This window comes from Paenibacillus sp. FSL L8-0494, from assembly GCF_038003695.1.
Taxonomy (GTDB): Bacteria; Bacillota; Bacilli; order Paenibacillales; family Paenibacillaceae; genus Paenibacillus_AQ; species Paenibacillus_AQ odorifer.
Genome location: NZ_JBBOPQ010000001.1, coordinates 2,891,780 through 2,916,302 on the forward strand (window position 1 = coordinate 2,891,780; position 24,523 = coordinate 2,916,302).

The 24,523-nt window shown below is 43.2% G+C and carries 23 protein-coding genes; 15 read left to right on the top strand and 8 right to left on the bottom strand.

Features of this window, described 5'->3' with window-relative positions; translation table 11 throughout:
* Nucleotides 1-19: 19 nt before the first annotated feature.
* The gene (gene thrS, locus NYE35_RS12935; RefSeq protein ID WP_038570353.1) at nt 20-1,933 is read right to left on the bottom strand and encodes a threonine--tRNA ligase; all 1,914 of its coding nucleotides are present in this window, start codon (nt 1,931-1,933) and stop codon (nt 20-22) included.
* Nucleotides 1,934-2,405: 472 nt separating this feature from the next.
* Here thrS and NYE35_RS12940 point away from each other — a divergent pair, with 472 nt between their 5' ends.
* Nucleotides 2,406-3,074 carry a TraX family protein gene (locus NYE35_RS12940; RefSeq protein WP_076101665.1) on the top strand — a complete coding sequence of 223 codons (669 nt, stop codon included), beginning with the start codon at nt 2,406-2,408 and terminating at the stop codon, nt 3,072-3,074.
* Between the two features lie 92 nt (nt 3,075-3,166).
* Nucleotides 3,167-4,684, top strand: a complete 1,518-nt coding sequence (locus NYE35_RS12945; RefSeq protein ID WP_051491446.1) for a copper amine oxidase N-terminal domain-containing protein — start codon at nt 3,167-3,169, stop codon at nt 4,682-4,684.
* Nucleotides 4,685-4,782: 98 nt separating this feature from the next.
* Here NYE35_RS12945 and NYE35_RS12950 read toward each other — a convergent pair whose 3' ends face one another.
* Complete coding sequence (locus tag NYE35_RS12950; protein WP_341121160.1) at nt 4,783-6,180, bottom strand: metallophosphoesterase; 1,398 nt, start codon at nt 6,178-6,180, stop codon at nt 4,783-4,785.
* A 272-nt stretch (nt 6,181-6,452) separates the two neighbouring features.
* Between NYE35_RS12950 and NYE35_RS12955 the strand changes: the two genes are divergently transcribed.
* Nucleotides 6,453-7,052: a nitroreductase family protein gene (locus tag NYE35_RS12955; RefSeq protein WP_038570356.1), complete on the top strand. Its 600-nt coding sequence runs from the start codon at nt 6,453-6,455 to the stop codon at nt 7,050-7,052.
* A 71-nt stretch (nt 7,053-7,123) separates the two neighbouring features.
* Nucleotides 7,124-7,318, top strand: coding sequence for a hypothetical protein (locus NYE35_RS12960; RefSeq protein WP_036686240.1), 195 nt, complete (start codon nt 7,124-7,126; stop codon nt 7,316-7,318).
* 83 nt (nt 7,319-7,401) lie between these two features.
* Here the strand turns inward: NYE35_RS12960 and NYE35_RS12965 are convergent, their stop codons facing one another.
* Both NYE35_RS12965 and NYE35_RS12970 read right to left on the bottom strand, forming a co-directional pair.
* A complete protein-coding gene (locus NYE35_RS12965) occupies nt 7,402-8,559 on the bottom strand; it encodes a peptidylprolyl isomerase (protein WP_038570359.1) in 1,158 nt (385 codons plus the stop codon).
* A gap of 185 nt (nt 8,560-8,744) precedes the next feature.
* Nucleotides 8,745-9,080 carry a LytTR family transcriptional regulator DNA-binding domain-containing protein gene (locus NYE35_RS12970; protein ID WP_036686243.1) on the bottom strand — a complete coding sequence of 112 codons (336 nt, stop codon included), beginning with the start codon at nt 9,078-9,080 and terminating at the stop codon, nt 8,745-8,747.
* A gap of 206 nt (nt 9,081-9,286) precedes the next feature.
* On the opposite strand from NYE35_RS12970, the gene NYE35_RS12975 reads away from it, so the two are divergent.
* On the top strand, nt 9,287-10,393 hold the full coding sequence (locus tag NYE35_RS12975; protein ID WP_038570362.1) for a lactonase family protein: 1,107 nt from the start codon (nt 9,287-9,289) through the stop codon (nt 10,391-10,393).
* A 136-nt stretch (nt 10,394-10,529) separates the two neighbouring features.
* Here NYE35_RS12975 and hfq read toward each other — a convergent pair whose 3' ends face one another.
* Complete coding sequence (gene hfq, locus NYE35_RS12980) at nt 10,530-10,751, bottom strand: RNA chaperone Hfq (protein ID WP_036686247.1); 222 nt, start codon at nt 10,749-10,751, stop codon at nt 10,530-10,532.
* A 111-nt stretch (nt 10,752-10,862) separates the two neighbouring features.
* On the opposite strand from hfq, the gene NYE35_RS12985 reads away from it, so the two are divergent.
* Nucleotides 10,863-11,504 (top strand): phosphatase PAP2 family protein, encoded by a 642-nt coding sequence (locus NYE35_RS12985; RefSeq protein ID WP_341121162.1) that lies wholly within the window; start codon nt 10,863-10,865, stop codon nt 11,502-11,504.
* A 68-nt stretch (nt 11,505-11,572) separates the two neighbouring features.
* Here the strand turns inward: NYE35_RS12985 and NYE35_RS12990 are convergent, their stop codons facing one another.
* Complete coding sequence (locus NYE35_RS12990) at nt 11,573-12,076, bottom strand: hypothetical protein (protein ID WP_036686251.1); 504 nt, start codon at nt 12,074-12,076, stop codon at nt 11,573-11,575.
* 184 nt (nt 12,077-12,260) lie between these two features.
* Here NYE35_RS12990 and NYE35_RS12995 point away from each other — a divergent pair, with 184 nt between their 5' ends.
* The 3 genes from NYE35_RS12995 to NYE35_RS13005 all read left to right on the top strand — a co-directional run bounded on the left by NYE35_RS12995 (nt 12,261) and on the right by NYE35_RS13005 (nt 17,322).
* Nucleotides 12,261-13,304, top strand: coding sequence for an FUSC family protein (locus NYE35_RS12995; RefSeq protein WP_038570371.1), 1,044 nt, complete (start codon nt 12,261-12,263; stop codon nt 13,302-13,304).
* Between the two features lie 220 nt (nt 13,305-13,524).
* Nucleotides 13,525-15,876, top strand: a complete 2,352-nt coding sequence (gene helD, locus NYE35_RS13000) for an RNA polymerase recycling motor HelD (protein ID WP_038570373.1) — start codon at nt 13,525-13,527, stop codon at nt 15,874-15,876.
* A gap of 132 nt (nt 15,877-16,008) precedes the next feature.
* Nucleotides 16,009-17,322 carry an MFS transporter gene (locus tag NYE35_RS13005; protein ID WP_081382640.1) on the top strand — a complete coding sequence of 438 codons (1,314 nt, stop codon included), beginning with the start codon at nt 16,009-16,011 and terminating at the stop codon, nt 17,320-17,322.
* Between the two features lie 56 nt (nt 17,323-17,378).
* On the opposite strand, the gene fsa is transcribed toward NYE35_RS13005, so the two are convergent.
* Complete coding sequence (gene fsa, locus NYE35_RS13010; protein WP_036686257.1) at nt 17,379-18,026, bottom strand: fructose-6-phosphate aldolase; 648 nt, start codon at nt 18,024-18,026, stop codon at nt 17,379-17,381.
* Nucleotides 18,027-18,257: 231 nt separating this feature from the next.
* Here fsa and NYE35_RS13015 point away from each other — a divergent pair, with 231 nt between their 5' ends.
* A complete protein-coding gene (locus NYE35_RS13015) occupies nt 18,258-18,713 on the top strand; it encodes a hypothetical protein (RefSeq protein ID WP_076101672.1) in 456 nt (151 codons plus the stop codon).
* Nucleotides 18,714-18,850: 137 nt separating this feature from the next.
* Here the strand turns inward: NYE35_RS13015 and NYE35_RS13020 are convergent, their stop codons facing one another.
* Nucleotides 18,851-19,048, bottom strand: coding sequence for a hypothetical protein (locus NYE35_RS13020; protein ID WP_036686261.1), 198 nt, complete (start codon nt 19,046-19,048; stop codon nt 18,851-18,853).
* An 81-nt stretch (nt 19,049-19,129) separates the two neighbouring features.
* Between NYE35_RS13020 and rpiA the strand changes: the two genes are divergently transcribed.
* The 5 genes from rpiA (at nt 19,130) to NYE35_RS13045 (ending at nt 24,512) form a co-directional block, all read left to right on the top strand.
* Nucleotides 19,130-19,810 carry a ribose-5-phosphate isomerase RpiA gene (gene rpiA / locus NYE35_RS13025; protein ID WP_143761392.1) on the top strand — a complete coding sequence of 227 codons (681 nt, stop codon included), beginning with the start codon at nt 19,130-19,132 and terminating at the stop codon, nt 19,808-19,810.
* Nucleotides 19,811-19,857: 47 nt separating this feature from the next.
* Complete coding sequence (locus NYE35_RS13030) at nt 19,858-20,283, top strand: VanZ family protein (protein ID WP_081386763.1); 426 nt, start codon at nt 19,858-19,860, stop codon at nt 20,281-20,283.
* A gap of 3 nt (nt 20,284-20,286) precedes the next feature.
* Entirely contained in the window at nt 20,287-20,727 is a 441-nt protein-coding gene (locus tag NYE35_RS13035; RefSeq protein WP_076273872.1) for a GNAT family N-acetyltransferase, read from the top strand.
* 171 nt (nt 20,728-20,898) lie between these two features.
* Nucleotides 20,899-21,354 carry a MarR family winged helix-turn-helix transcriptional regulator gene (locus NYE35_RS13040; RefSeq protein WP_341121164.1) on the top strand — a complete coding sequence of 152 codons (456 nt, stop codon included), beginning with the start codon at nt 20,899-20,901 and terminating at the stop codon, nt 21,352-21,354.
* On the top strand, nt 21,351-24,512 hold the full coding sequence (locus NYE35_RS13045; RefSeq protein WP_341121166.1) for an MMPL family transporter: 3,162 nt from the start codon (nt 21,351-21,353) through the stop codon (nt 24,510-24,512). Before NYE35_RS13040 ends, NYE35_RS13045 begins: the two co-directional genes overlap by 4 nt.
* Nucleotides 24,513-24,523: the final 11 nt, after the last annotated feature.

Sequence of the window (24,523 nt, forward strand, 5' to 3'; positions counted from 1 at the left end):
ATTAGACAGCCCCTTAAATTTATCTCTTACTAATAATCTCTTCATTAATCTGTTTAATGATGTCTTGGATACTCTTCGAACCAAGATCACCTTCACCACGTTTTCTTACAGAGACAGTGTCGGAATTTTTTTCGTTCTCCCCCAGTACGAGCATGTAAGGTGCTTTTTCAAGCTGAGCTTCACGAATTTTGTAGCCTAACTTCTCATTTCGAATATCTACTTCGACACGAATGCCAGCCTTCTCCATTTGATGCTTCACTTGCAGTGCATAGTCAACATAGTTCTCAGAGACTGGCAATAACTTCGCATGAACAGGTGCGAGCCACAGTGGGAAAGCTCCAGCGAAATGCTCAGTAATAATCCCCATAAAACGATCGATCGATCCATACACAGCGCGATGGATTACGACCGGGCGATGTTTAAGATTATCTTCCCCGATGTAAGTAAGATCGAATTTCTCTGGCATTTGCCAATCTAGTTGGATTGTTCCACATTGCCAGCTTCGTTTTAGCGCATCTAAGATATGGAAATCAATCTTAGGTCCATAGAACGCGCCATCCCCTTCATTCACTCGATATTCGATCCCGAGATTGTCTAATACATTTTGTAAAGATTGTTCAGCCTGATCCCATAATTCTTCAGATCCCATATAATCTGCCGGCCGAGTAGATAATTCAATCTTATACTCAAAGCCGAACACTTGATAAATATGGTCAATCAGTGAGATTACCCGTCTTATTTCATCCTCGATTTGCTCTGGCAAAACGAAGAGGTGAGCATCATCCTGGCAGAAAGTGCGGACTCTCATCATCCCGTTAAGTGCTCCAGAATATTCATGGCGATGCACTTGACCGAATTCCGAGATACGGATAGGCAGTTCCCGGTAGGAATGCAGATTGTTTTTGAAAATTAGCATATGCCCAGGGCAGTTCATCGGCTTAAGGGCAAATTTTGTTTCATCTACATTTGTGAAATACATATTGTCCTTGTAGTGATCCCAGTGCCCCGACTGCTCCCAAAGCCGATTGTTCATCATCAGCGGTGTACGAACTTCATCGTAATCTCTCTGTCTTTGTAATTCCCGGGCAAAGTTCTCAAGCTCTGTACGGATTGTCATTCCCTTGGGAAGATAGAAGGGCATGCCTGGCGCTTCTTCAGAGAACATGAACAACTCAAGTTCTTTGCCGAGCTTACGGTGGTCACGTTTTTTAGCTTCTTCAAGAAACAGTAAATGTTCCTCTAACTGCGCTTTTTTAGGAAAGGCAGTTCCATAAATACGTTGCAGCATTTTGTTATTGGAATCTCCACGCCAGTAGGCACCCGCTACATTCAACAGCTTAAAGGCTTTGACCAAGCCAGTTGAGGGAAGATGTGGTCCACGGCAAAGATCGGAGAATTCACCTTGATCATAAATAGTTAATACTGTGTCTGCCGGCAGATCATGAATAAGCTCCAGCTTTAAAGGCTCATTCAACTCTTCAAAAAGTTTAATGGCCTCTGCGCGGCTCACCACACGGCGGACAATCTGGTGATTCTCTTGGATGATTTTCGCCATTTCTTGTTCGATTGCAGCAAGATCATCAGTGGATAGAGGTTTCTCAATATCAATGTCATAATAGAAGCCGTCTTCGATAACAGGACCTATGCCTAGCTGGACAGCTTTATCTCCATATATACGTTTTATGGCCTGCGCCATGATATGTGCAGTACTGTGTCTATAAACCTCAAGACCGTCTTTGCTATCCAACGTAACAATATCGAGCCGGCAATCATGTTCGATCGCTTGGTTTAGATCAACAGATTTTCCATCAATTTTTCCAGCTACAGCATTTTTTTTCAGACTGGTACTTATGGCACCTGCTGCTTCTTTAATCGTTGTTCCTTGCAGTACCTCTCTAATTGTTCCATCTTGCAGTGTTACCTTGATCTTCATGATTTTAGCCTCCGTTTCTCAAATATTGTTAGTTGTGAACGCAAAAAAACGCATCTCTCCCAGAAAGGGACGAGTGCGTTCAGCTCGTGGTTCCACCCTAATTCGACCTGTCACATGGACAGGACCTCATTGGTATCCGATATCGGGGATAAATCGGTGCCGCATACTACCGAAAAACAAAGTTCTACGGATTCAGCGTCACGGCTACAAAGGGGTAACTTCACAACCGGTAACTGGAGAAGCTTGCAGCCCGGACTTCTCTCTCTGGACAGTTCGTGTAGGAAATCATGTCTTTGATCATTGCCATATTCTGTTGCTAGTTAATATTACTCAATAGTATTCGATAAAGTCAAGGGGGGAGGTGCACAGAAAGCGGATGATCGTTTCTCCGCGTTCTTCATTTGCTTATTGGTAAAGGAAATGAGGAAGGGCTTGGCGAATTTATATTTCAACATGCTTAAGGAGGATTGTAATGCAGATTATTGCCATGCTGACGATGCTAATCGACCATATTGGCTATATCTTTTTCCCGGAGAATCTTGCTTGGAGATATGTAGGGAGAATAGCTTTTCCGATTTATTGTTATGGGCTTGTGCAGGGACATATCCATACTTCATCCAGACCTAAATATTTATTACGGTTGCTCTTGATAGCGATTGTTGCTCAGATTCCCTATAATTTAGCGCTAAATTCTGGTGGCTGGAACGTGGTGTTTACGTTATTGCTGTCGGCAATCGTACTGGTTATTTTGGACAAACTGCCTTCACTATGGCTAGGTATACCTGTGGTAATTGCTGCTATAGTGTTAATGGATTATTACCCTATAGATTATAACGCGTACGGTTTGCTCTTAGTATTGATTTTTCGTTATACGAAATCGTACTGGCTTGTTGGAGCCCATTTGGCACTGAATCTATTCTATATGTTTTATAATTATTGGGTTGTACAGATGCTAAGTATTTTACCTACCTTGCTGATTGCTTTTACGCCTTTGATTTGGAATCGCTTGGAGCGGCATCGGGTTCCGCGCTGGGTGTGGTGGTCATTTTATCCTGCACATTTACTGATGTTGGCAATAGTTAAGGCTGTAATTTACAAGGAATGGGCTCAGATCGAATGGCGAAGTTTGTTGAATATTTAAACATTTTACAATAAAAGGAACTTTGATTTACAAAACTTACCTTAGCTGAGATAATGGATTGATTTCACAAAATAAGATGAAGGAGACATGCTATGAGTAGAGTTAAAGCAAAAATGAAGTGGTTTTTGCCTTTTGTCGCACTGATGCTAGTTCTTGCCGGCTGTCAGTCGGTAGGGGGGTTCGATGTTAATAAGGCGTTGATTGGGGATGTTGATGTTAAATCATCAGAATCCAGTATGACTTTTTCCATGAATGCTGAGCCCATAGAGGGAATTAGCGCGGAAGATAAGGAAATGGTTGATCTTATTAATTCTTTTTCCTTGAATATTAGTAAAGCTAAGTTACAAGATAATGGGAGTTTATCGGCCCAAGGAACTGTTGGTTATAAACAATTGGATATTCCATTCACCTTGTTTATGGACAAACAAACACTTGCTTTTACAGTTGAAGGAGCAAAACAACCGTTCTACTTCCCTGTACAAGGATATGATGAAATCTTAGGTGAAGTAGGCTTGGATACGGCAAAAGCTGAAGATGTCAGTAAGCTGTTGACGAAATTCGTTGTTAAGAATCTTCCTAATCCTGGCGTAATCAACATTACACCGGTTAGTGATGCTGTGTATGGCGAGCAGTTGAACATGACGAAGCTGCATGCAGAAGTGACGGGTGATGAGCTTCCTGCACTGTTAAAAGGCTTCCTGAAGTCTGTCTCCAAAGACACAGAAGGTTTTACTGAATTGGTAGGTGGTCTTTACGACTATCTGTACCCTGTGATCAAAGCTATGGATGAAGACGGTTCTGGCGATATTTTCAATCTTGGATTCGGAGATATTCCACTGGATGATAAAGAAGCTGTCGTAACTGTATTGCATGATGCTGCCAAATTGGCTGTTGATGCATTGCTGCTAGTATATGACAATCAAGTGGACAGTCTTTACAAATCAACTCCTGAGATTAAGACTGTGTTGAGTAAGGATACGAAGTTATCTGTTGATATTTTCGTTGATAGTGCTCTGCATGTGCGTAAACAGAATGTTGATCTGAAAGTGGCGCTTCCGGGTACCGAGGATTTCCCACTGAAGAGTCTCTCGCTTAAAGCTTCCAGTCAGGTTTGGAACATTGGCGGTGCTGTAACTGCTGATCCAATCAGCACTGAAGGTGCACTTGATATTTCTTCCGGGCTTACACCTGGAGAGACTTTGAGAAACTTTGCCCCAGATTCTGATGTATATCGTATATTGAAGGATGATCTGGGCATTACGAAGAGAACCATTGTTATCGAACCTGATGACGAATATTATTACCCGATTGTAGACAAGAACACTACTTATATCCCACTGCGTTATTTGGCAGAAGATTTAGATGCTACTGTAGAATGGGATACTGTCAATCGTGCAATTAACGTTACTGATGGTGTGTACGGAGATAAACTGGTGTTCAAAATCGGTTCTTCCGAAGCCTTGATTAACGGCACGGCTGTAAAGCTTGCCCAACCTGTATTTGTTGACGAGTATGGCGATGCATATGTATCCTTGCGTCTGCTTGCTGAAGCGCTTCATGCTACTGTGTCGGTAGATGAAGATGGTTGGATTACTATTGTACGGAACTAGTTGCATCTTAACGATCAATTAACACAATAAACCCAGCTTCCATCTGACGCATAAATGCGAGTGGAGGCTGGGTTTTTTATATGAAATACATAAACCAGTTATTGCTTCGTTAATACCACCTCTAAAGCTATATTACTAAGCTCTTTATCCTCTGTCATACTTTGGATGTATCCACCTAAGAAACCTTCTTGTAGGCCTTCCCAAAGCTTGTAACCTGACATCGCTTTAATATCTTCTGAGGAGCTGCCGGCTGTCCCCGCGAAGTATCTTACATTTAGCTTGGCCATTACCTCTGCCATCGATGCCTTTTCAGACTGCGTAAAGGAACTCTCCTTTAGACCATCCATAGCTTTGTTATAAGAGTTTGTAGCAAAAATATCCTCAGCATAGGTCTTAAAGTTTAAAAGATTCTGATCTGTAATGCCATTAGCTTTAGCCCATCCTTCTACATTTAAGGGCATTGCTTCATAATTGACGGTTCTGTTCAGAGGATCGAAGGTCATCGCTCCATATTGATGTGGATAAACAGCCATTGCACTTGTTGCGATATCATAAATTGGCATTACTTCCGAAGAAGTTGCCGGGTCTACCCGGATGTCCTGCATATGGATATGGCCTGACAAGACTAAATTAAGTTCATTTTCACGAAGTAACTTTATTGTTTCCTGACTGTTGTTAAGTTTAAAGCCTGAAACAGACATAGAGGTGTGGCTTAGTAGGTTGTGGTGCATAACCGTGAGGACAGAAGCATGCTCCTTGGCTGCCAGTTTAACTGAATTATCTATCCATGATAGGGTAGAGGCGGTCAGGCGTCCGTCCGTTTGGGGGAAACCGTATTTCTGATTGTTATGATATTGGCTGCTGTCAATCATAAGGAGCCATAAATTTGGAGCTGCTTTAACGATGTAACTTAGCGATTCTTTATCATGTGATACAGCCTCTTTGTAGCCGAAATTCTCATACATCTTGGTAAAGTCTCTGTCTGTAATAGAATCCGTAACGAGCTGCTTATCCCCGCTGAAGGATCTGGCCCAAGGATTAAATAAATCATGGTTGCCTGGAATGACATAAACAGAGGTTCCCTGCGCTTCAATTCGCTTTAGTTTTTGGGTTAGCTCCTGATGGCTGCTGCGTTCTCCGTTATTTGTTAAATCTCCACTGAGGATGAGAAAATCAGGCTTCTGCTGCTCAGTATCATAAACCAAGGTTTCAAGGATTTCATCACTGTAAGGCAGCATTTTTCCATCACCGCCAGTTACATATTTCTGAAAAGCTGTACCGCCATCCTGAAGCTTCTTATCTAAGAAGTGAGTATCCGTTGCCACCCAGAAAGTGAGGGGGTGAAGATCAGTCGGATCTAGTTCTGTAAAGGTCAAATTAGACGAATTTGTGTCTTTACAGCTAGTTAGAGCCAAGCTCAGGAAAAGGAGCAGCAACAAAGAGGTAAAGACTGATTTTTTATGTCGAACAAGGGCTTTCTTGCTCAGAAAATTCATGATTATAACCTTCCTTCTATACATTTGCTGCACTATTGTAGCGCATTTTAGCTCGTAGTGTATATCGGAAAAGGAAGAGGGCAGTTTCTAGCCCGCATGAATTGATTAATGATTAATAGATCAGGTGCATAATTAAGCCCATAAATGCGACAATAAGAGTTGGCAACGAATATATCCGACAAAATAAGTTGTGAATAACTGTTGTGTTTTCAGAAAAAAGGTGCTAAGATATACAAAAGTAAGTTACTAAAATTAATGGAGGTAGTTATTTTATGTCTAACAATTTCTTTGAAGCAGTAAAAGGAAGACGTTCCATATATGCCATCAGTAAAGAAACTACGATTTCGGATGCACAAATTGTAGAAATCGTTGAACAAGCGGTGCTACATAGCCCAACTTCATTCAACTCTCAAAGCTCAAGAGCCGTTGTTCTTCTTGGTGAACAACATGATAAGCTATGGGATATCACTACAGAAACATTGCGTAAAATCGTTCCTGCCGAACAATTTGAAGGAACAGCGCAAAAATTAGCGTCTTTCAAAGCAGGTTACGGTTCCGTACTATTCTTCGAAGATCAAACGGTAGTGAAGAGCCTGCAAGAGAACTTCGCTCTATATGCTGAGAACTTCCCAATTTGGGCTAACCAATCCTCTGGTATTCTGCAATTTGTAGTATGGACAGCACTTTCTGAAGCAGGTGTAGGTGCATCCTTGCAGCATTATAATCCACTGATTGATGATGAAGTAAAAGAAGCATGGGGGATCCCGCAAGAATGGAAATTGATTGCTCAATTGCCATTTGGTAAAACCGTTACTCCTGCTGGTGAGAAACAATTCCAACCGGTTGAAGATCGTGTTAAAGTCTTTAAATAAGTGAGATAAGCGTTTGAAACCTCCTTAACCAGGCTAAGTATGTATATAGACTGGTTAAGGAGGTTTTTTGTATGCCATGGAACAAAGAGGATTATCCAGAATCATTAAAGAACTTCACAGCACCTGTTCGCAATAAGGCAATCGATATTGCGAATGCGCTCCTCGAAGATGGTTATGAGGAGGGGCGGGCGATTTCAATTGCCACAGCGCAGGCGAAAGAGTGGGGGGAGAACCACGATAAACAAATCCGTAAAAAAGGCCATTAAGGCTTAATCAAAGGCCTGAGCATAGAAATAAAAAAAGCAGGACAGCGTTTATTAACGCTTGTCCTGCTTTTTGACGGGCACAATTATTTAGTAGATTCATTTCCTGCTGCTGCGCTTGCAGTTGGCTCAGCTGTTGCAGCTGCATCTTCTTTAGCGTCAGTAAGTGTGTTCGTAATTTTTGCTTTTTCAGTTGTTTCTGACAACCAAGTGGAGGACAGAGTGGAAACCTTTTGCGAAACTAGAGTTTTACGAATTTCATCTTTCTTTTCTTCCAGTGTATAGTCTTTAGCATCTTTATGGTCGGTTACTTTAATGATGTGATAACCATAATCGGATTTCACAGCATCACTGGTTTCACCAACTTTTAGCTTAAAGGCTACATCAGAGAATTCAGCTACCATATCGCCACGTTTGAAGAAGTCTAGATCTCCGCCATTATCCTTGGAACCCGTATCAGAGGATTTTTCCTTGGCAAGAGTAGCGAAATCTGCACCTTCTTTCAATTGTTTCAGAATTGCATCTGCTTCTTCTTTAGTCTCAACGAGAATGTGGGAAGCGCGAACTTGTTCTTCTTCACTGAAAGTAGCTTTATTTGTGTCATAGTATTCTTTGATTTCATCATCCGTTACAGTGACTTGTGGCTCAAGGATTTTACGCAGCTTTACTTGCAGCGGCATTTGCTTTTTCAAGTCGTCTACAGTCATTGAGCTTTGGGACAAAGCAGCATTAAAGGCAGCCTCTCCGCCGAATTGTGCTTTAAGATCTTCAAGTTCAGTGTTGATGTCTTCATCTGTAACAGTTACGTTGGCTTTTTTAGCCTCTTGATCAACAAGCTCAGTAGTAATCATAGATTGCAGCGTGCTTTCTCCGCCTGCTTCGATCAATTTATCATAAAGTTGTTCTTTTGTAATTTTTGTTCCGTTTACTGTTGCAACAGCTTTTTTGCTGTCGTCTTTTTGGACGACCAGAACAATGATTAGTGCTGCAGCTAATACGATAGAGGCAATCATCCAAGCTTTATTGCTTCTAGGAGCAGTCGGAGGTGTAGGAGGCGTAGCGTTGTTCGCACCGACTTTGTTCATTACTGGAATACTGTCTGCTTTTGTTGTATTCACAGGTTCCTCAGCAGCTGCTTGCGCTACTTCAACCTCTTCATTGATAATCTCGGAAGTGTTCAAATCTTCTTCCGTGGTTCCGTTGTTTTCTAAGTTCTCATTTCCATTCAGATCTTTTTTGTCCATTATTAGTAATGACTCCCTTCAATATAGGTGTTGCTTGTCTATTTACAACTTTAACAGAAATCCTAATCCTAAACCTTAAGAAAGTATAAAAAAAGGCAGGATCTTTTTAAGTTTCTATTAATAAAAAGCAAAAAGCCGGAAATGGCATCAGTAACATGCCCTTCCGGCTAATGGGAATAAGATGTCTACTTCAGTCCTTTCAGAAGATGACGAATGCTTTCTTGTTTTCGTCTTGGGACACGTACGTTTTTAGCATACAGGCCCATTTCACCGAAATAAATGCAGTCATCTGCGATAGAGCTGATCTTGTTCAGGTTGACATAACAGCCACCGTACACATGATAATAACTTGAATTGGACAACAATCGATTTAATTGCTCGGCAGTCATTCTCTTTTTTATGTTATAGTTTCTGCCGTGAAAAATGACCAAATCATGGTCCCCGACCTTAAAGAACAGAATGTCTGTCTCCACCTCGAAGTCCTCGTACACATTTCTGGCTTCCAGCAGGATGCTACTCATTCATGTTCCCCCTTTATACGGAATAAAAGACTAATGTTAGCGCTTTCATTATATCACAACAGTTAATCGTTGGAAAGACCCATTTTTGAATTGTTTCGTACATTTCTAACTTTATCGTTTGTAATTAACGTTTAAAAATTGTAGATTATATAGATGATCACATCTAATGAGTGTGAAGTAGCAATACTTTGAGGAGGAATATAGAGATGAATGAGCAGAATAAGTTATTGCTGTTTACAGGTTCTTATGCAAGTGCCGCAGAAAGCGGAGTGCAGGTGTTTGAATTCGATGGAGCTGCAGGTGGTACGCTAAAGCTGCTGGATTCGGTGCAGGGCTTAACTAATCCTACCTTTGTTAATGTAGATGCCGCAGAGAAACGTCTATACGCTATAGGAGAAAAACCGAATGGTGAGGGTGGAAAAGAAGGTGAGGTTATTTCCTTTGCTATTGATCTAAAGGACGGGAAATTGAGTGAACTGAAACGCATTCCCTCCATGCCTGCCTCTGGCAATCGTCAAACAACCACCTGCCATATCAATAGAGATTTGAATGATGAATACGTGGTTGTATGTAGTTATCATGGTGGAAGTGTTGGCTTGATCAAATTAAATGAAGATAAAGCTGCAGATCAATTAGTTGATGTGGCCGTACATTCAGGTCATGGCCAACATCCTGAACGGCAGGACCGCCCTCATCCCCATTCCGCTATTTTCAGTCCGGACGGGCAGTATGTGTTTGTATCTGATCTTGGGCTTGATTTAATTCGGGCCTATAGAATCAATAGAGAAACCAACAAACTAGAGGTACATGGTGATACGGCGTTGCATCCAGGAGCGGGACCACGCCACTTCACTTTCCATCCAGACGGAAAGTCTGCTTATGTAATTAACGAGGTGGATTCCACCATTACATCGTTTACATATGACAGTGCCGCAGGCACTCTGCACACTGTAGATACAGTGCCGACACTGCCTGATGATTTTGACGAAGAGAATACATGCGCTGAAATCGCTATTTCCAAGGATGGGAAATATCTGTACGCTTCAAACCGTGGGGCTGATAATATTGCCGTATATGCGGTGGATAATGCTTCTGCTAAGCTTACACATCTTGAATATGTATCTACTCGTGGAGGACATCCACGTCACTTCGCATTGACACCAGATGGAGCTTATCTTATAGTAGCGAATCGTGATGCGAATAATCTGGTTGTATTTTCGATAGAAGCGGCTAGTGGCCGACTCGAATTTACTGGAAATACAGCTGAAGTATCCAAACCGGTATGTGTGAAGCCCGTAATTGTTCCTGCATAAAGTTACTCCGCTTGAAGAGTGAATAAGTGATCTTGGGAAATGCTAAAGGGAACACCGGATATAAAGTCCGGTGTTCCCTTTTTTTGAAAATAAAAGCCTGTGATTATCTGGTTGATGAGGTGAATGAGGGAGAAGACTATTTGAGCGAAACGGGCTTAAGAGGTACAATAGTGGATACTGCAGATTTGAATAGCACATTTTGCCTGCCATCACCTTGACCTTGTAAAGTGATTGTGAAAGCATCGTACGAGGTTACGAGCCCTTGCATTTTCACACCATTCGTCGTAAAAATCGTCACAGGCACCTTTGTGGAAATGAACTGGTTCAACAATCGTTCTTGCAATTTTAAACTCTCCACTTTGGCAGCACTCCATCTTCTGTGAATTTTTTTCTCTCAATAATTATAACATGGGTTAGTCCCTCACTGGAAATGAGATCAACAGTCACCAGAATAGACATGGAGGTATTTATGCTTTATTATCAGAACTGGTCTAGAGCTTTTCGCTTTTTTTTAGGTTTTGCTGCGTGTTTCGCCGTTATAGCTGTCCTTGTAAGTATGAATAAGGTATCAACCTTTGATAACTATATTATTGATTGGGTACAATCAGCGGAATCACCGGGGTTGACCTCATTCGCCAAAGGTTTATCTCTAATTGGTTCCTCTAAGATCGCTATTGGCATATCTATCGTTACCATGGCACTGCTCTATTTTTTGCTGAAACACCGGTTTGAATTAATCTTGTTCCTATGGGTTGGATTAGGCTCGCAGCTCTTGAATACAATAATGAAGTTATGTTTTCACAGAGAACGTCCGAATTTACATCGTATTGTCGAAGAGATTGGTTATAGTTTTCCGAGCGGGCACTCAATGGCAGCCTTCTCTTTGTACGGCGTTATTGCCTTTATACTGTGGCGTCATCTGCGGCGGAGGCATGAACGGGTCTTATTAATAATGTTCGCCGTATTCATGACCGTGGGGATTGGCTGGAGTCGTATCTATTTGGGTGTTCATTACCCGAGTGACGTAATTGGGGGATATATGGCTAGTGGCGCTTGGCTGATGTTTTCCATTTGTTTATTTCAAATCTACAAGAGCTCGCGTACGAATTAGGATAGATACAAAAACGGATATCTTTCATAGCGCATGAAGATATCCGTCTTTATGTGGAAGAAGATTGGTTAAGGGGTCGTCACATGTTGTTCAGATGTTTTGCGATCCTGGAATTGTCCCATTTTGCTTATTCTTTGCTTCAGCATCGCAGGAAGTCCTGCTTTAAGCTTTTGGGCTTCGTCTTTTGTCAGACGTCCTTCGGTGATGGCTTGATCCAGCCGTTGGTTTGCCGATTCGCAGAGCTTCTGAATATATTGATCTTCCGTCCAGCCTTTTTTCTCAAGAGCAAGCTGCGGGAGCGTTTTGCCTGCTTTCAGGCTATTGATTAGCTCTGTACGATCCATTTCCAGCAGTTTAGCCGTTTCAAAAATAATGAAATGTCCACCAGCCCTAACCTTTCCGTCTTTTCCTGGATGGTGACCGTGACCTTTCTCTGAAGGGTGGGCACCAGGTGCGGTGGCTGTGGGGGTTACTTTCTCAGCAGAAGCACTTCCAATTGGCGCAAGAGCTGGAGACAGGCTGAGAAAAATAACGGTTGTGAAAGTCATTAATCTTTTGATATGGTTATTCATTCACTCACCTCGTATGTTATGTGATAGGCACTACTCGGATTAGTATTCCCTTAAAGCTGAAAGAAACATGAGTGAGAGCTTAAATGTTCTTAAAATTCATCATCTCCAGGCTGGGGTAATTAGAAGTACGAGGGTTCGCTGATGTTCATATTGTAGCGTGGGCTAATTTTTAGGAGGGATAGGTTTGGCTTTAGGAGCTCGCATATTTAAAACAGGTTTGGCCGTTACGCTAGCCCTATATTTAGCTGTAATGCTTCAATTTCCTTCTGCCGTGGGTGCAGGGATTGCAGCGATTTTCGCTATGCAGCCCTCTATTTATCGCTCTTGGCGTTATTTTCTTGACCAGCTCACGACTAGTACAATGGGGGCCGTTCTGGCTTTACTCGGAGGGATGCTGTTATCCAATAGCCCAATAGCAGTCGGTTTGGTCTGTATTCTAGTCATTATGATCAGTATGAAAATCAACCGGGCGGATACGATAAGTCTTACGTTAGTTACTGTAATAACAGTGATGGAGGCTTCGGGTGAATGGCAATTCGCACTTAATCGCTTTTTATTAACTTTGACAGGTATTGTTTCTGCATTTCTAATCAATATTATTGTCGTTCCTCCAAAACCTCGTAAGCAATACATTAAGCAAATTGAGAATGTTTTTTCAAGCCTCTCTTTATTGCTGAGAACAGCGGTTTCTCATGAGATGAAGGAAAGTGTATTTCGTGATGAAAAAAATGCCTTACATTCATCCATAAAATCGTTGGCGGATAAGTATGCATTGTTTGAGGAGGAGCAGAAGCAGTTAAAACGGGCCAAGTATAGCCAGACTAGACAAATGGTTGTGTATAAGAACCTGTTAGCTTCTTTGCAAAAAGGTTACGATGTTCTCGAGGCTGTAGATCGGCATTATTTCCAGGCGGATCGGACCGAACATACAGATGCTCTATTTGATAATCATTTGGAACATTTAATCAAATATCATCAGCACATCTTACTTAAGTTTGAAGACAAATTAAAGCCCAATGCCAATGATTCCGAACCCTTGGGAGAAGACAATGATGATTTTCTGAATACCGCGATTTTGGGGTATAATGCAGAGAAAATAGGTCAGCTGCGTTTATATGTTGTGGCAGCGGCGATTTATGATTACGGATATCAATTGGAGCGCTTAGATAAAGTGGCCGATCAGATGAATCGTATAGCAGAGGAGAAAGAATCTGTGCACGAAGCCTAAACATAACCTTGTGAAGAGCAACATATAAGCTTTGTAACAGTAAAAAAATCCGGTTCCTTAGGGACCGGATCATCTATTTAAGAGAATACTTGAAATCTCAACTTGTAATTGCTAAAATGAGAAGATATCGAATAAACATGCATTTAAAAACATAAATATGCAAATTTATCATATCATGATTCAAATGGAATGTCAACCTTCCAAAAGGGGATGAAATGTAGTGGATAACAATGAAAGTCAGTGGAAAGAGGAACAGCAACGGGTTGACGGAGTAACCAAACTTCTGTCAGCCCATATTCGCCATTTATCAGAGGAGCTTGGACTTCATCGCAGTGATGTAGTGGATATGCGGAAAGACTTCTGGGAAGAGGTAACCGTAAACTTCAGTAGCCCGGATGATTTGGGAGAAACCTCAACAAGTCTTCGCCAACAGTCCCAAATCCTAAATGAACGGGAACGTCATCATTTGCAATCAAGCAAAGCGCTGAAAAAATATAAAAAGCTGGTTGTCTCTCCTTACTTTGGCCGAATTGATTTCACCGAGGAACCAACTGGCGGGCTGGAAAAGATTTATCTAGGAATTGGATCATTGATGGAGGATGATGGTACCTTTTTGATTTATGACTGGCGTGCGCCTATTTCCAGTCTGTATTATGACGGAGCCCCTGGTCCCGCTGCTTATGAAACACCTGGAGGATTAGTCTCCGGAACAATGAACCTTAAACGCCAGTTTGTTATTGCTGACGGTGTAATTGAAGTTATGTTTGACACTGGGGTTACGATCGGGGATGAGCTGCTGCAGCAGGTGCTAAGTCATAGCGCTGACGATCGGATGAAAAGTATTGTTGCTACAATTCAGAAAGAGCAAAATGCGATTATCCGCAACGACAAAAGCAGGATGCTAGTTGTGCAAGGAGCAGCGGGAAGCGGGAAAACGTCTGCTGCATTGCAGCGGGTAGCTTATCTTCTATATAAATACCGTGAAGTATTATCAGCAGATCAAATGCTGCTGTTCTCACCGAATCCGCTGTTTAACAGCTATGTATCTACAGTGCTCCCGGAGCTAGGCGAAGAAAATATGCAGCAAACAACGTTTCAAATGTATTTGGAACATCGTCTTGGCCATGAATTCCAGCTCGAAGATGTCTTTAGTCAGACCGAAAGTCTACTAAATGCTCCTGATGGTCCTGAGGTGGCTATACGCAGAGAAGGCATTGCCTATAAATCGTCTGTACCTTTCCTAGATGTGATTCGGCGATATGCTACGTTGCTGGAACAGGAGGGCATGCTTTTTAAACCTTTAATGTTTCAAGGGAAAGCAGTGGTCAGTAAAGAAGAAATGGAACGCCAATTCTACGCGTACGATCCTGCCATAAAGCTTGCGAATCGTGTGGATTTGATGATCCGCTGGCTGCTTAAGAAGATCGCAGATTTTACCCATGAGGAAAGAAATGCACAGTGGGTTGAAGATCAGATCGAGCTGCTGGATTCCAGCGATTATCACCGTGCGTATCAGATGTTGCGCCGGAAGAAGAAAGCTTCGCAGGATAGCTTTGACGATTTTGATACCGAAAAAGAAGTGTTATCTCGTTATGTAGTCAGCCAGCGGCTCAAACCACTGCGTGGTTGGACTAAACGGGGTCGATTTGTGGACGTTAAGGGCTTGTACAGCACGTTATTTACAGATCGCGAACTTATGGAGCGCCTCAATGGTGATTATCCTTTACCAGAGGTGTGGGATGATATCTGTGAGCAGACATTGGAATCTATTGGAGTGAACGAGCTTGCTTATGAAGACGCTACGCCATTCCTTTATCTGAAGGAGTTAAGCCAAGGCTTCCGGACCAACACACTGATCCGCCATGTGATTGTAGATGAAGTACAAGACTACTCTCCATTCCAATTAGAGTTCATGCGCCGTTTGTTTCCAAGAGCAAAAATGACCGTATTAGGCGACCTGAACCAGGCCATTTATGCACAAGGTGAGGTACTGGGGGATTTGTCTAGTCTCGTAAGTATATATGGTGAAGAAAACACAGAAGTGATCTCGTTAACCCAAAGCTACCGTTCAACTTATGAGATCGTGGAGTTTACGCGGTCAATGATCCCTGGAGGAGAACGAATCGTACCGTTTAATCGGCGGGGAGAAGAACCCCAGCTAAGTGTGGTATCCAGCGAGAAGGAGCTTCTGAATGCTGTAGAACAGGATATCCGGAAGCTGCATTCTGAGGGATATCATTATGTAGCTGTCATCTGCAAAACAGCGGAGGAAAGCGCAAGGGTTCATGCTGAACTGAATCGTAGCCTGCCGGTAAGACTTGTTACAAAGGAAACGCCGAATTTTCAGAAGGGGACACTGGTTCTGCCTGCTTATTTAGCAAAAGGTGTGGAGTTTGATGCGGTCGTCATCTTTGATGGCTCGGCTGAACAATATGGCAGAGAAAGTGAACGCAAATTGTTTTATACGGCTTGCACTCGGGCTATGCACTTACTGCATATTTTTAGCCTGGGTGAACCTAGTCATTTTATTCCGTCCGCTAATGTGGCATCTTTAAGCGCCGGATCGCTGTAACCATAGATCTCTTCATTTTAAGATCGTCCTTTTCGCAGCAGCGGAGGGACGGTTTTTTTGTTTTCATGAATAAAGAAGAGCGAACAAACCACAATAAAGAATGTTGTACACAATGACAAAGGTGGTCAGTTCATGAAGGAAAGAAAATGGGATCTGCTTGCCTTAGCATCAATCCCACTAATAATGACCCTCGGTAACTCCATGCTGCTGCCTATTCTGCCGCAGATCTCCAAAGAACTAGGCATTAGTGCTTTTCAAGTCAGTATGCTGATTACCGTGTATGGATTGATGGCAATTGTAATGATCCCTATTGCAGGTTATCTGTCAGACCGTTTTGGGCGAAAGAAGGTTATTCTTCCTAGTTTAATCATTGCCGCAATTGGTGGTGCCGTCTGCGTGGTAGCTGCTTGGTTTATGAAGGGGGTTAGCGCTTATTGGGTGATCTTAGCGGGGCGTCTGTTGCAAGGAATTGGTGCAGCGGGTGCTTTTCCAATTGTAATACCCTTTGTAGGCGATTTGTTCAAGGAAGAAGAGGATGTGAGCAAAAGTCTGGGAATCATTGAGACCTCCAATACGTTTGGTAAAGTTCTCAGTCCAATTCTTGGTGCCTATCTTGGGATATGGCTCTGGTTTGCTCCTTTTATTGCAATTCCCATTCTATGTCTAATTTCATTTTTTTTAGTTTTATTTCTCGTCCGAAAGCCCGAAGCGAAGGATGAACCTGAGAAACAGGAAATCCGAGCGTTTTTATCTGGAATTGTGAGTGTTTTACGTAAAAAAGGGCGTTGGCTGTATGCTATTTTTGCCATAGGCGGCATTTGTATGTTTGTGACCTTTGGTGTCCAATTCTATTTATCAGAAATGCTGGAAACTAAATATAAAATGCACGGGGCGACGAAGGGGTTTGTGCTGGCGATACCGCTTGCCCTCTTATGTCTGTCCTCCTATGGCACAGGAAAGATCATTGGTCAGAATAAAACGCTAATGAAATGGCTGGGCTTTGGAGGAATGGTGTTACTGACTGCGGCCATGATTTGTGCGGGATTCAACAAAGGCATTTATTTTTTAGTAGGATTTATGGGTTTAGGCTGTGTTGGAATCGGGATTGTACTTCCTTGTATGGACGCTTTAATCACGGAGGGGATTGAGAAGGAGAACAGCGGCACGATAACCGCTCTTTATAGTAGTATGAGGTTTATAGGGGTAGCGTTGGGACCGCCGGTGGTATCGCTGCTGTTAAGCAGTGGGCATTGGGTATTGTTCGCGTTGATGGCTACAGTAGGGGCAATTGGTGGATTGCTGACCTTATTTGCGGTAACTCCGAGTAAGGGGGAAAAGGGAGAACCAGGCGTTAAAGATACAGAGAAGATAATTCCTCCGATCTGGCCGAAACGTGTTCGCCAAACCTCTGCAATGTCTCTGGATGGAAAAAAGGGCTATCCCTAAGCTGCGTTGCCGCAGCTTGTGGGATAGCCCTCTTGATAAAAGAATAAAAGATATTCTTAGGCTTGTGGAACGGATTCCCAATCCTTCAAGAAACGTTCAATACCGTTATCTGTCAGCGGGTGCTTCCAGAGGGTTGGCAGAAGTGAGCCTGGGATTGTAGCGATGTGAGCACCAGCAATAGCTGCTTGCTCAACATGTGCAATGTTGCGGATACTTGCTGCAATGATCTCGGATTTCAAGTTGTAGTTAGTCAGGATAGTCTTCAGATCCTTGATCAGCTTCATTCCATCAACACCGATATCATCCAGACGACCTACGAAAGGAGAGATATAAGTTGCGCCTGCTTTAGCAGCCATCAAACCTTGAGCCGCGGAGAATACTAGTGTAACGTTAGTTTTGATGCCTTTTTTAGTAAGCTCATAACAAGCTTCCAAGCCATCTTCAGTCATAGGGAGTTTAATTACAACGTTTGGAGCCCATTCAGCAATTTCGTATGCTTCTTTGAGCATTTCTTCTGCTGTAAGTCCGATTACTTCTGCGCTTACAGGTCCTGGAACGATTGCAACGATTTCTTTGATAACATCCTTGAACAATCTTCCTTCTTTAGCGATCAGCGAAGGGTTAGTCGTTACGCCATCCACTAGTCCCAGGCGAGTAATACGTTTGATTTCTTCAATGTTTCCGGTATCCAAGAAAAACTTCATTTTAAATTTCCTCCCTTGATTTCCATATGGATTGACAAGCAACATTCATATTTACATTATGAGACATGCAAATCAAAGTTTCAACTGTTATTTTGAATATTTCAAAATAACTTTATAGAACCAGTATTACCTGTATGCGCTGAATTTCAGATAATATAAGATTGGCTTAGGCCTCCCTCCATGATAATATATAACCGGAATTGTTATTTTGGAGTGGGGGGTGGGGATGGGATGATGTATGCGATATTGCTTATTTTACTTGTGCTTGTGCTGGCAGCAGCGGGATTCCTTGCCTACCAGAACAGCAAGTTGGTGTCTAATCAGAAGAAACTCGGTACTGCATCAAGTGATCCTTCCCTTATGTATTCTATCTTTGACCAATCTAGTGCAGCTGGTGTTGAAGAACCTGAGGCCATTCCGTTATTTCAATACACTGTATTTGCGCGGTCGAATGGAGCGGTTGTTGTGAACAAGCCTGTAGCTATGATTATTCTGTGCAGAGTTGCTGCGGGTAAAGGTGATTACTTACTGGCCGATGTCGAGCGTAATATGCTTGACAAGATTAGTAGGCCAATGCCTTTGAATGCGTATTCTGAGCATAAAGCCTACTTACACAGGACGGCTAATCACACAGAAAAAGAGATGGTTCTCAATCTAGAGGATGCAGTGAATTTACAATATACATAGAGTAGGGTGAAAGATATTGATTTTTTGCTCTGCGCAAAGCATAATACAAATTTGGATATAAAAAAGAATCAAACAGCCGGTATGTTAAACACGGCTACCGGCCCAGTGATTGATTATTAATGGATGCCAGTCAGCACTTAGGCATGATATCTCCCTACGGGTGCATTAAGCACCCATTCCAGCATCATGATCATATCTTCTACTCTAGTGAGCTGAGTTTGTAGGTTATCTTGCTGTGGACTGTCTTCTGTTAATGAAGCTAATCTTGATTCCAGAGATCTGCGCTGCAGTGTCAATTCGTTGATTTTAGATTGAATTTGGTTTTCGGTTCTCATCCGGAATCCTCCTGAACAATAGGTGATTTCAACATCATCATAGATCATTATAACGGATAACATGGGGGTAATAAAATGAGTATCAATGTTAAACAATTAGCCGCGGAAAAAGCAGTGGAATTTGTAAAAGATGGCATGAAGATCGGCCTTGGCACTGGATCTACTGCCTATTGGGCGATCAACAAGCTTGGTGAGCGCGTCAGTGAAGGTCTAAAGATTACCGCTGTAGCAACCTCCCGTGCTTCCGAAGAACAGGCGCGTGAACTTGGGATTCCAATCGTAGCTTTTGGGGATATTGATAGTCTGGACCTGACCATTGACGGAGCGGACGAGCTGGACAGCAATCTGCAGCTTATTAAAGGCGGCGGTGGCGCACTGCTTCGGGAGAAGATTGTTGCGAGTAACAGTACTCGTATGATCGTTATCGCCGATGAGAGTAAAGTGGTAAATACACTCGGCAAATTCCCGCTGCCTGTAGAAATTGTTCCTTTTGCATGGGAATGGACTGTGGCTGAACTTGCGAAGCTGGGTTGCAATCCTGAATTGCGTCGTAGTGGAGAAGAGCTGTACAAGACAGATAACGGCAATTACATCGCAGACTGCCGGTTCGAAGCGATTGAGTCCGCACCGAAGCTGGCACTGGCCATCCAAAGTATTCCGGGAGTTGTAGAACACGGCCTATTTATCGAAATTGCAGCTATGGCTATTGTGGGTAAAAAAGATGGAAGCATTGAAATTATAGAAGTTAAACCGGGCAATTGATCGTTCGTAGATCTAGAGAATCTAGCAGTTTACGGAAGCTGAGAGCATTGACACGGATAGGGCTGACTCTGTATAGTGCTACTGTTATCTATTGGATGTTCATCGGTTTTGGGCGTGAGATTCATACAGGTGGCCCGCTTCAGTACAATTTGATCCCATTACGTACGGTGTCACTTTATTTCGACATGAATAACGGGTTATCGCGGATCAGCCGGTTTGTGAATCTGCTTGGAAATGTTGTTGTGTTTATTCCATTTGGTATACTAATTCCACTTGCAAAGACACGGCCAATTTCTTGGATAAGAATCTCTTTATATGCTGTTACTTGCATCCTGCTTTTGGAGTCTCTGCAAATGCTGCTGCATGTGGGAAGCTTTGATATTGATGATTTATTGTTAAACATGTTAGGGATATGGACAGGTTACGGTATGTTTCGAATCGGGTACAGAAGCAACAGAGAAGGAGGAATGTGAACAATGTTGGTAGATCTTAAATCCCTTATTGGTTCGCCTGAGGTGAACGAGCTGTTGACGTATGCGGTCATTGATGACCCCAACGCTTTGGAGCAGACTTCGTCTGAGTACAACGAACAAGCCGGGCTGCAGTTATATGGCTGGGAAGAAGAAGAACTCCTGCTTGGTCTTGTAGGCTTCGAAGAAACCGAAGACGGTTCTTTGGACATTCGGCATATTGCCGTCTTGCCAGAGAATAGAGGGAAAGGTTATGCACGGGGGATGATTCTGGAGCTGCTCGCTTCTCGTCAGCCGCGTTATCTGGTAGCTGAGACTGAGGATGAAATCGCCGCAGATTTTTATCGCAGTCTAGGTTTTATGGTGTACAGCTTAGGAGAGAATGCAGCCGGAATTGAAATGTTAAGATGTGTATACGAAGTTGAAGAGACCGAGGAAGAGGACTAAAAAGTCTTTGGAGGTCATAAAATGGCAGGTCGAGAGAAATCTCGGCCTGTTTTTTTGTGCATTTCGCCTTTAAATGCCCGAAAAAAGCCAATTGACTTTTATAAAGGCAGGTATTATAGTTTGACAATGAAACTGTTCGACAGTTGAACTATATTTTGGAGGTAGGAAGCTTTGGATAACGAAGTGCAACATTGGATCAATCGCTACATGGATGCTTATTTGATTGTGACCAGACAAGTAGCAGCAAGAATTAAAGATAGTATTGCTGCGGAGACAACAAATGATCAGTATCAAATTCTTCGGTTGATTAATGCTCAGGAACAATGTACGTCTACATATCTTGCTGAATCTTTTTGCGTGGGTAAAAGCTCCATTACAGCAATCATCAACAGATTGGTGCATGCGGGTATTATCGAGCGAACTCGTGACGAGAATGATCGCCGCCAGGTGTATTTGTCGATGTCTGAGCACGGAAAAAAAGTTTTTGAAGCAGCGGAGACGCAGGTACATGAAGTGATTTCCCCGTATTTGTTTCATTTTGAAGAGAAGGATATTGAAATGTTCGTCATGATGTTCGAGAAGCTGGCGAATTTAATTCAGAATGATGATGGAGGGAAGAATCCATGAAGACGATTCTAAAAGCAAGATGGGCGGTTATCGCAATCTGGCTCGCTGTGGCCGTAGTTTTGGTCATGACGGCCCCTTCGTTCTCTGATCTTGTACGTGAGAAGGGGCAGGTTACTGTACCTGATGGCTATTCCTCATCTAGAGCGGCAGAGATCTTAAAGGAAGCGGCGAATGACAAGGGCGGAGAGACACTGCATCAGGTAGCTCTTGTATTCAATAATCCAGAGGGAATCGGAGCCGATGAAACAGCCAGTATCCAGCAGGGCGTTGAGAAGTTGGCTGCGAATAAGGAGACGCTGCAGATCGATTCCATCACCGATCCTTTTTCACAAAGTGAACTTAAGGATACGTTGATTGCCAAGGATGGCAAGACGATAATGGTGGCGTTGTCTATAAAGGGCGGAGGAGAGTCTGTCACCGCACTTCCTGATAAAGTGGATGAATTACTCTCAGATGTTAAGGCGGATCATTATTTAACCAGTGAGGGTCTGATTACTGAGGATATGATTGCTAGCTCGGAAGCCGGGCTTAAGAAATCGGAATATATTACGGTAGTATTTATTTTACTTATCCTGTTCGTGGTGTTCCGTTCGTTCGTGGCACCGTTTGTTCCGCTACTGACCGTAGGACTCAGCTATATTGTTTCTCAGTCTGTTGTGGCTTTTTTAGTAGACCGTTATGATTTTCCATTATCTACGTTTACTCAAATCTTTATGGTTGCGGTCATGTTCGGGATTGGTACGGATTATTGTATCCTGTTGATCAGTCGTTTTAAAGAAGAAATGATGACAGCAGAAGATACCAAAAGTGCTATTATTGCAACCTATCGTAAGGCTGGTGGGACGGTGTTCTATTCCGGACTTGCGGTATTCGTAGGTTTTGTAGCGATTGGATTATCCAAATTCATTCTGTATCGCTCGGCGGTAGCCGTTGCCGTGGGGATTGCGGTTATGCTGCTGGCGCTTGTAACCATTGTTCCATTCTTTATGGCGGTACTTGGCAAAAAGCTCTTCTGGCCTTCACGCGGCAAGCTGGAGCACAGTGAGAGCCGTATTTGGGGAGCAGCAGGTTCTTTTTCCTTAAAAAGACCATGGGCCGCGCTGCTAATTGTTGCAGTAATCGTAGCTCCGTTCCTTGTTACCTATAGCGGAAAGCTGTCCTTCAACAGCTTGGAGGAAATTGGCTCAGAATATGCCTCGGTAAAAGGATTTAACATCATTTCGGATAGTTTCGGGCCGGGTGAATCCATGCCTGGTAAGATCGTAATCAAAAATGATGACCGGATGGATACTTCAGAATATCTTGGACTTGCAGAAAAAATCAGCCGCGAGCTGGAAAAAGTGGACAGCGTAAAATCGGTGCGCAGCATGTCTCGTCCAACGGGAGAGCTGATCAGTGATTTCTTAATCCCGAATCAGGTGGGGACTTTATCTGACGGTCTGGATCAGACCAGTGAGGGACTGACCAAGATTCAAACGGGATTGTCTGAAGCAAGTAAACAGCTGAGTGAAAATGCACCTAAGCTTACGGAGGCTGCTCAAGGCAGCGCTAAGCTGACGGAAGGCACAGCAGAGCTGAAAGATGGTATCGTCGCGTTAGGTGATGGGCTGGCACGTATTGAGAACGGAATAAAAACCGGCTCAGCAGGTGCAGGAGAGATCAAAGCAGGACTTCAACAGGCAGCTGCTAGTGCTAAGCAGCTTGCGGATGCCAATACGAAGCTGCTGGAGGGCTATAAAAAAATCGGCAGCGGTTTAACTGCGTTGGATCAAGGGCTTGGGCAGCTTCCGCAGCAGCTGCAAGGTGTGGCAGAAGCATTGAAGGGACTGGATGGTTCTTTTACGGGTCTTGAGAGCAGTTATCCGGAAATTCTGCAGGATGTTAATTACCTGACGATTAAAGGCACCGTAACGCAGAGTGGTACTGGGGCAGCGCAGCTGGCGGCGGGTCTCGGGCAGATCTCAGAGCAGCTTAAAGGAGCAGCAGCAGGCTTAAACGAGGCGAATGCTGGTTATGCCAAAGCTTCGGCAGGGCAAAGCGCACTCGCACAAGGTTTAGCTAAGCTCGTTGCGGGAATCGGTCAGCTGCAATCTGGGCTGGAGCAGGCCGCAACAGGCCAAGGACAGATCGTAGATAAAATTCCATCCATTACTAGTGGCCTAAATCAATTACAAGGCGGACAGCAGCAGCTTGCAGATGGTTTTGGTCAATTAACAGGGCAGATAGGAGCCTTAACTACTGGGTTAAGCGACAGTGCAAACGGCTTGAAACAAATTACCAGTGGGCTGGGTTCCGCACAAGATTATTTGAATCAGATTCAAGCGGCTAAGGATGATGAGCTGAGTGGATTCTTTGTACCGGCTGAGGCTCTTGAAGCTGAAGGCATAGAGCAGGTATTCGATACCTACTTGTCTGATGACCGTAAGGTGATGACGCTGGATGTGGTATTCACTGAGAATCCATATAGTTCAGAAGCTATCGACAGTGTTGATGATATTCAAGCAGCAGTAGATCGTGCAGTGAAAGGAACGAAACTGGAAAATGCGGAGTCTGCAATCAGCGGGGTTACAAGCAGTCAGAACGATTTGCGTAATATTTCCAACGAAGACTACACACGTACAGTAATCTTAATGCTGGGTGGGATCTTCATCATCTTGGTGTTGCTGCTTCGTTCAATCGTAATGCCGATTTACCTTATTATTTCTCTTTTGATTACTTATTTTTCGGCATTGGGTGTTACAGAGGCTATATTCGTTCACCTTCTGCACTTTGAAGGGATTACCTGGACAACGCCATTCTTCAGCTTTGTTATGCTGATTGCGCTTGGTGTAGATTATAGTATTTTCTTAATGGCCCGCTTTAACGAATATAAAACATGGGATGTTCGAGAAGCGATCCTGCATGCCATGCGCAATATGGGAACAGTCATTCTTTCAGCGGTAGTTATTTTGGGCGGCACCTTCGCATCGATGTATCCTTCAGGCGTATTGTCGATGATGCAGATTGCAACAGTGGTGCTCGTAGGGTTGGCCTTGTATGCGCTAATCTTCTTGCCATTTTTTGTCCCTGTTATGGTACGGATCTTCGGCCGTGGGAACTGGTGGCCATTTGCGGTCAAACAAAGTGGAGAACCCACTAAACAAGATGTAAACATGTAATCACTCTACAC

Coding starts and splice junctions, on each gene's coding strand:
- NYE35_RS12940 (WP_076101665.1), top strand. CDS start 2,406: ATGCAGATTATTGCCATGCTGACGATGCTAATCGACCATATTGGCTAT.
- NYE35_RS13020 (WP_036686261.1), bottom strand. CDS start 19,048: ATGAGAACCGAAAACCAAATTCAATCTAAAATCAACGAATTGACACTG.
- thrS (WP_038570353.1), bottom strand. CDS start 1,933: ATGAAGATCAAGGTAACACTGCAAGATGGAACAATTAGAGAGGTACTG.
- NYE35_RS13035 (WP_076273872.1), top strand. CDS start 20,287: ATGTTGGTAGATCTTAAATCCCTTATTGGTTCGCCTGAGGTGAACGAG.
- NYE35_RS13005 (WP_081382640.1), top strand. CDS start 16,009: ATGAAGGAAAGAAAATGGGATCTGCTTGCCTTAGCATCAATCCCACTA.
- NYE35_RS12955 (WP_038570356.1), top strand. CDS start 6,453: ATGTCTAACAATTTCTTTGAAGCAGTAAAAGGAAGACGTTCCATATAT.
- NYE35_RS12985 (WP_341121162.1), top strand. CDS start 10,863: ATGCTTTATTATCAGAACTGGTCTAGAGCTTTTCGCTTTTTTTTAGGT.
- fsa (WP_036686257.1), bottom strand. CDS start 18,026: ATGAAGTTTTTCTTGGATACCGGAAACATTGAAGAAATCAAACGTATT.
- NYE35_RS12945 (WP_051491446.1), top strand. CDS start 3,167: ATGAGTAGAGTTAAAGCAAAAATGAAGTGGTTTTTGCCTTTTGTCGCA.
- NYE35_RS12960 (WP_036686240.1), top strand. CDS start 7,124: ATGCCATGGAACAAAGAGGATTATCCAGAATCATTAAAGAACTTCACA.
- NYE35_RS13015 (WP_076101672.1), top strand. CDS start 18,258: ATGATGTATGCGATATTGCTTATTTTACTTGTGCTTGTGCTGGCAGCA.
- NYE35_RS12990 (WP_036686251.1), bottom strand. CDS start 12,076: ATGAATAACCATATCAAAAGATTAATGACTTTCACAACCGTTATTTTT.
- NYE35_RS12970 (WP_036686243.1), bottom strand. CDS start 9,080: ATGAGTAGCATCCTGCTGGAAGCCAGAAATGTGTACGAGGACTTCGAG.
- NYE35_RS13045 (WP_341121166.1), top strand. CDS start 21,351: ATGAAGACGATTCTAAAAGCAAGATGGGCGGTTATCGCAATCTGGCTC.
- NYE35_RS12975 (WP_038570362.1), top strand. CDS start 9,287: ATGAATGAGCAGAATAAGTTATTGCTGTTTACAGGTTCTTATGCAAGT.
- NYE35_RS12965 (WP_038570359.1), bottom strand. CDS start 8,559: ATGGACAAAAAAGATCTGAATGGAAATGAGAACTTAGAAAACAACGGA.
- NYE35_RS12950 (WP_341121160.1), bottom strand. CDS start 6,180: ATGAATTTTCTGAGCAAGAAAGCCCTTGTTCGACATAAAAAATCAGTC.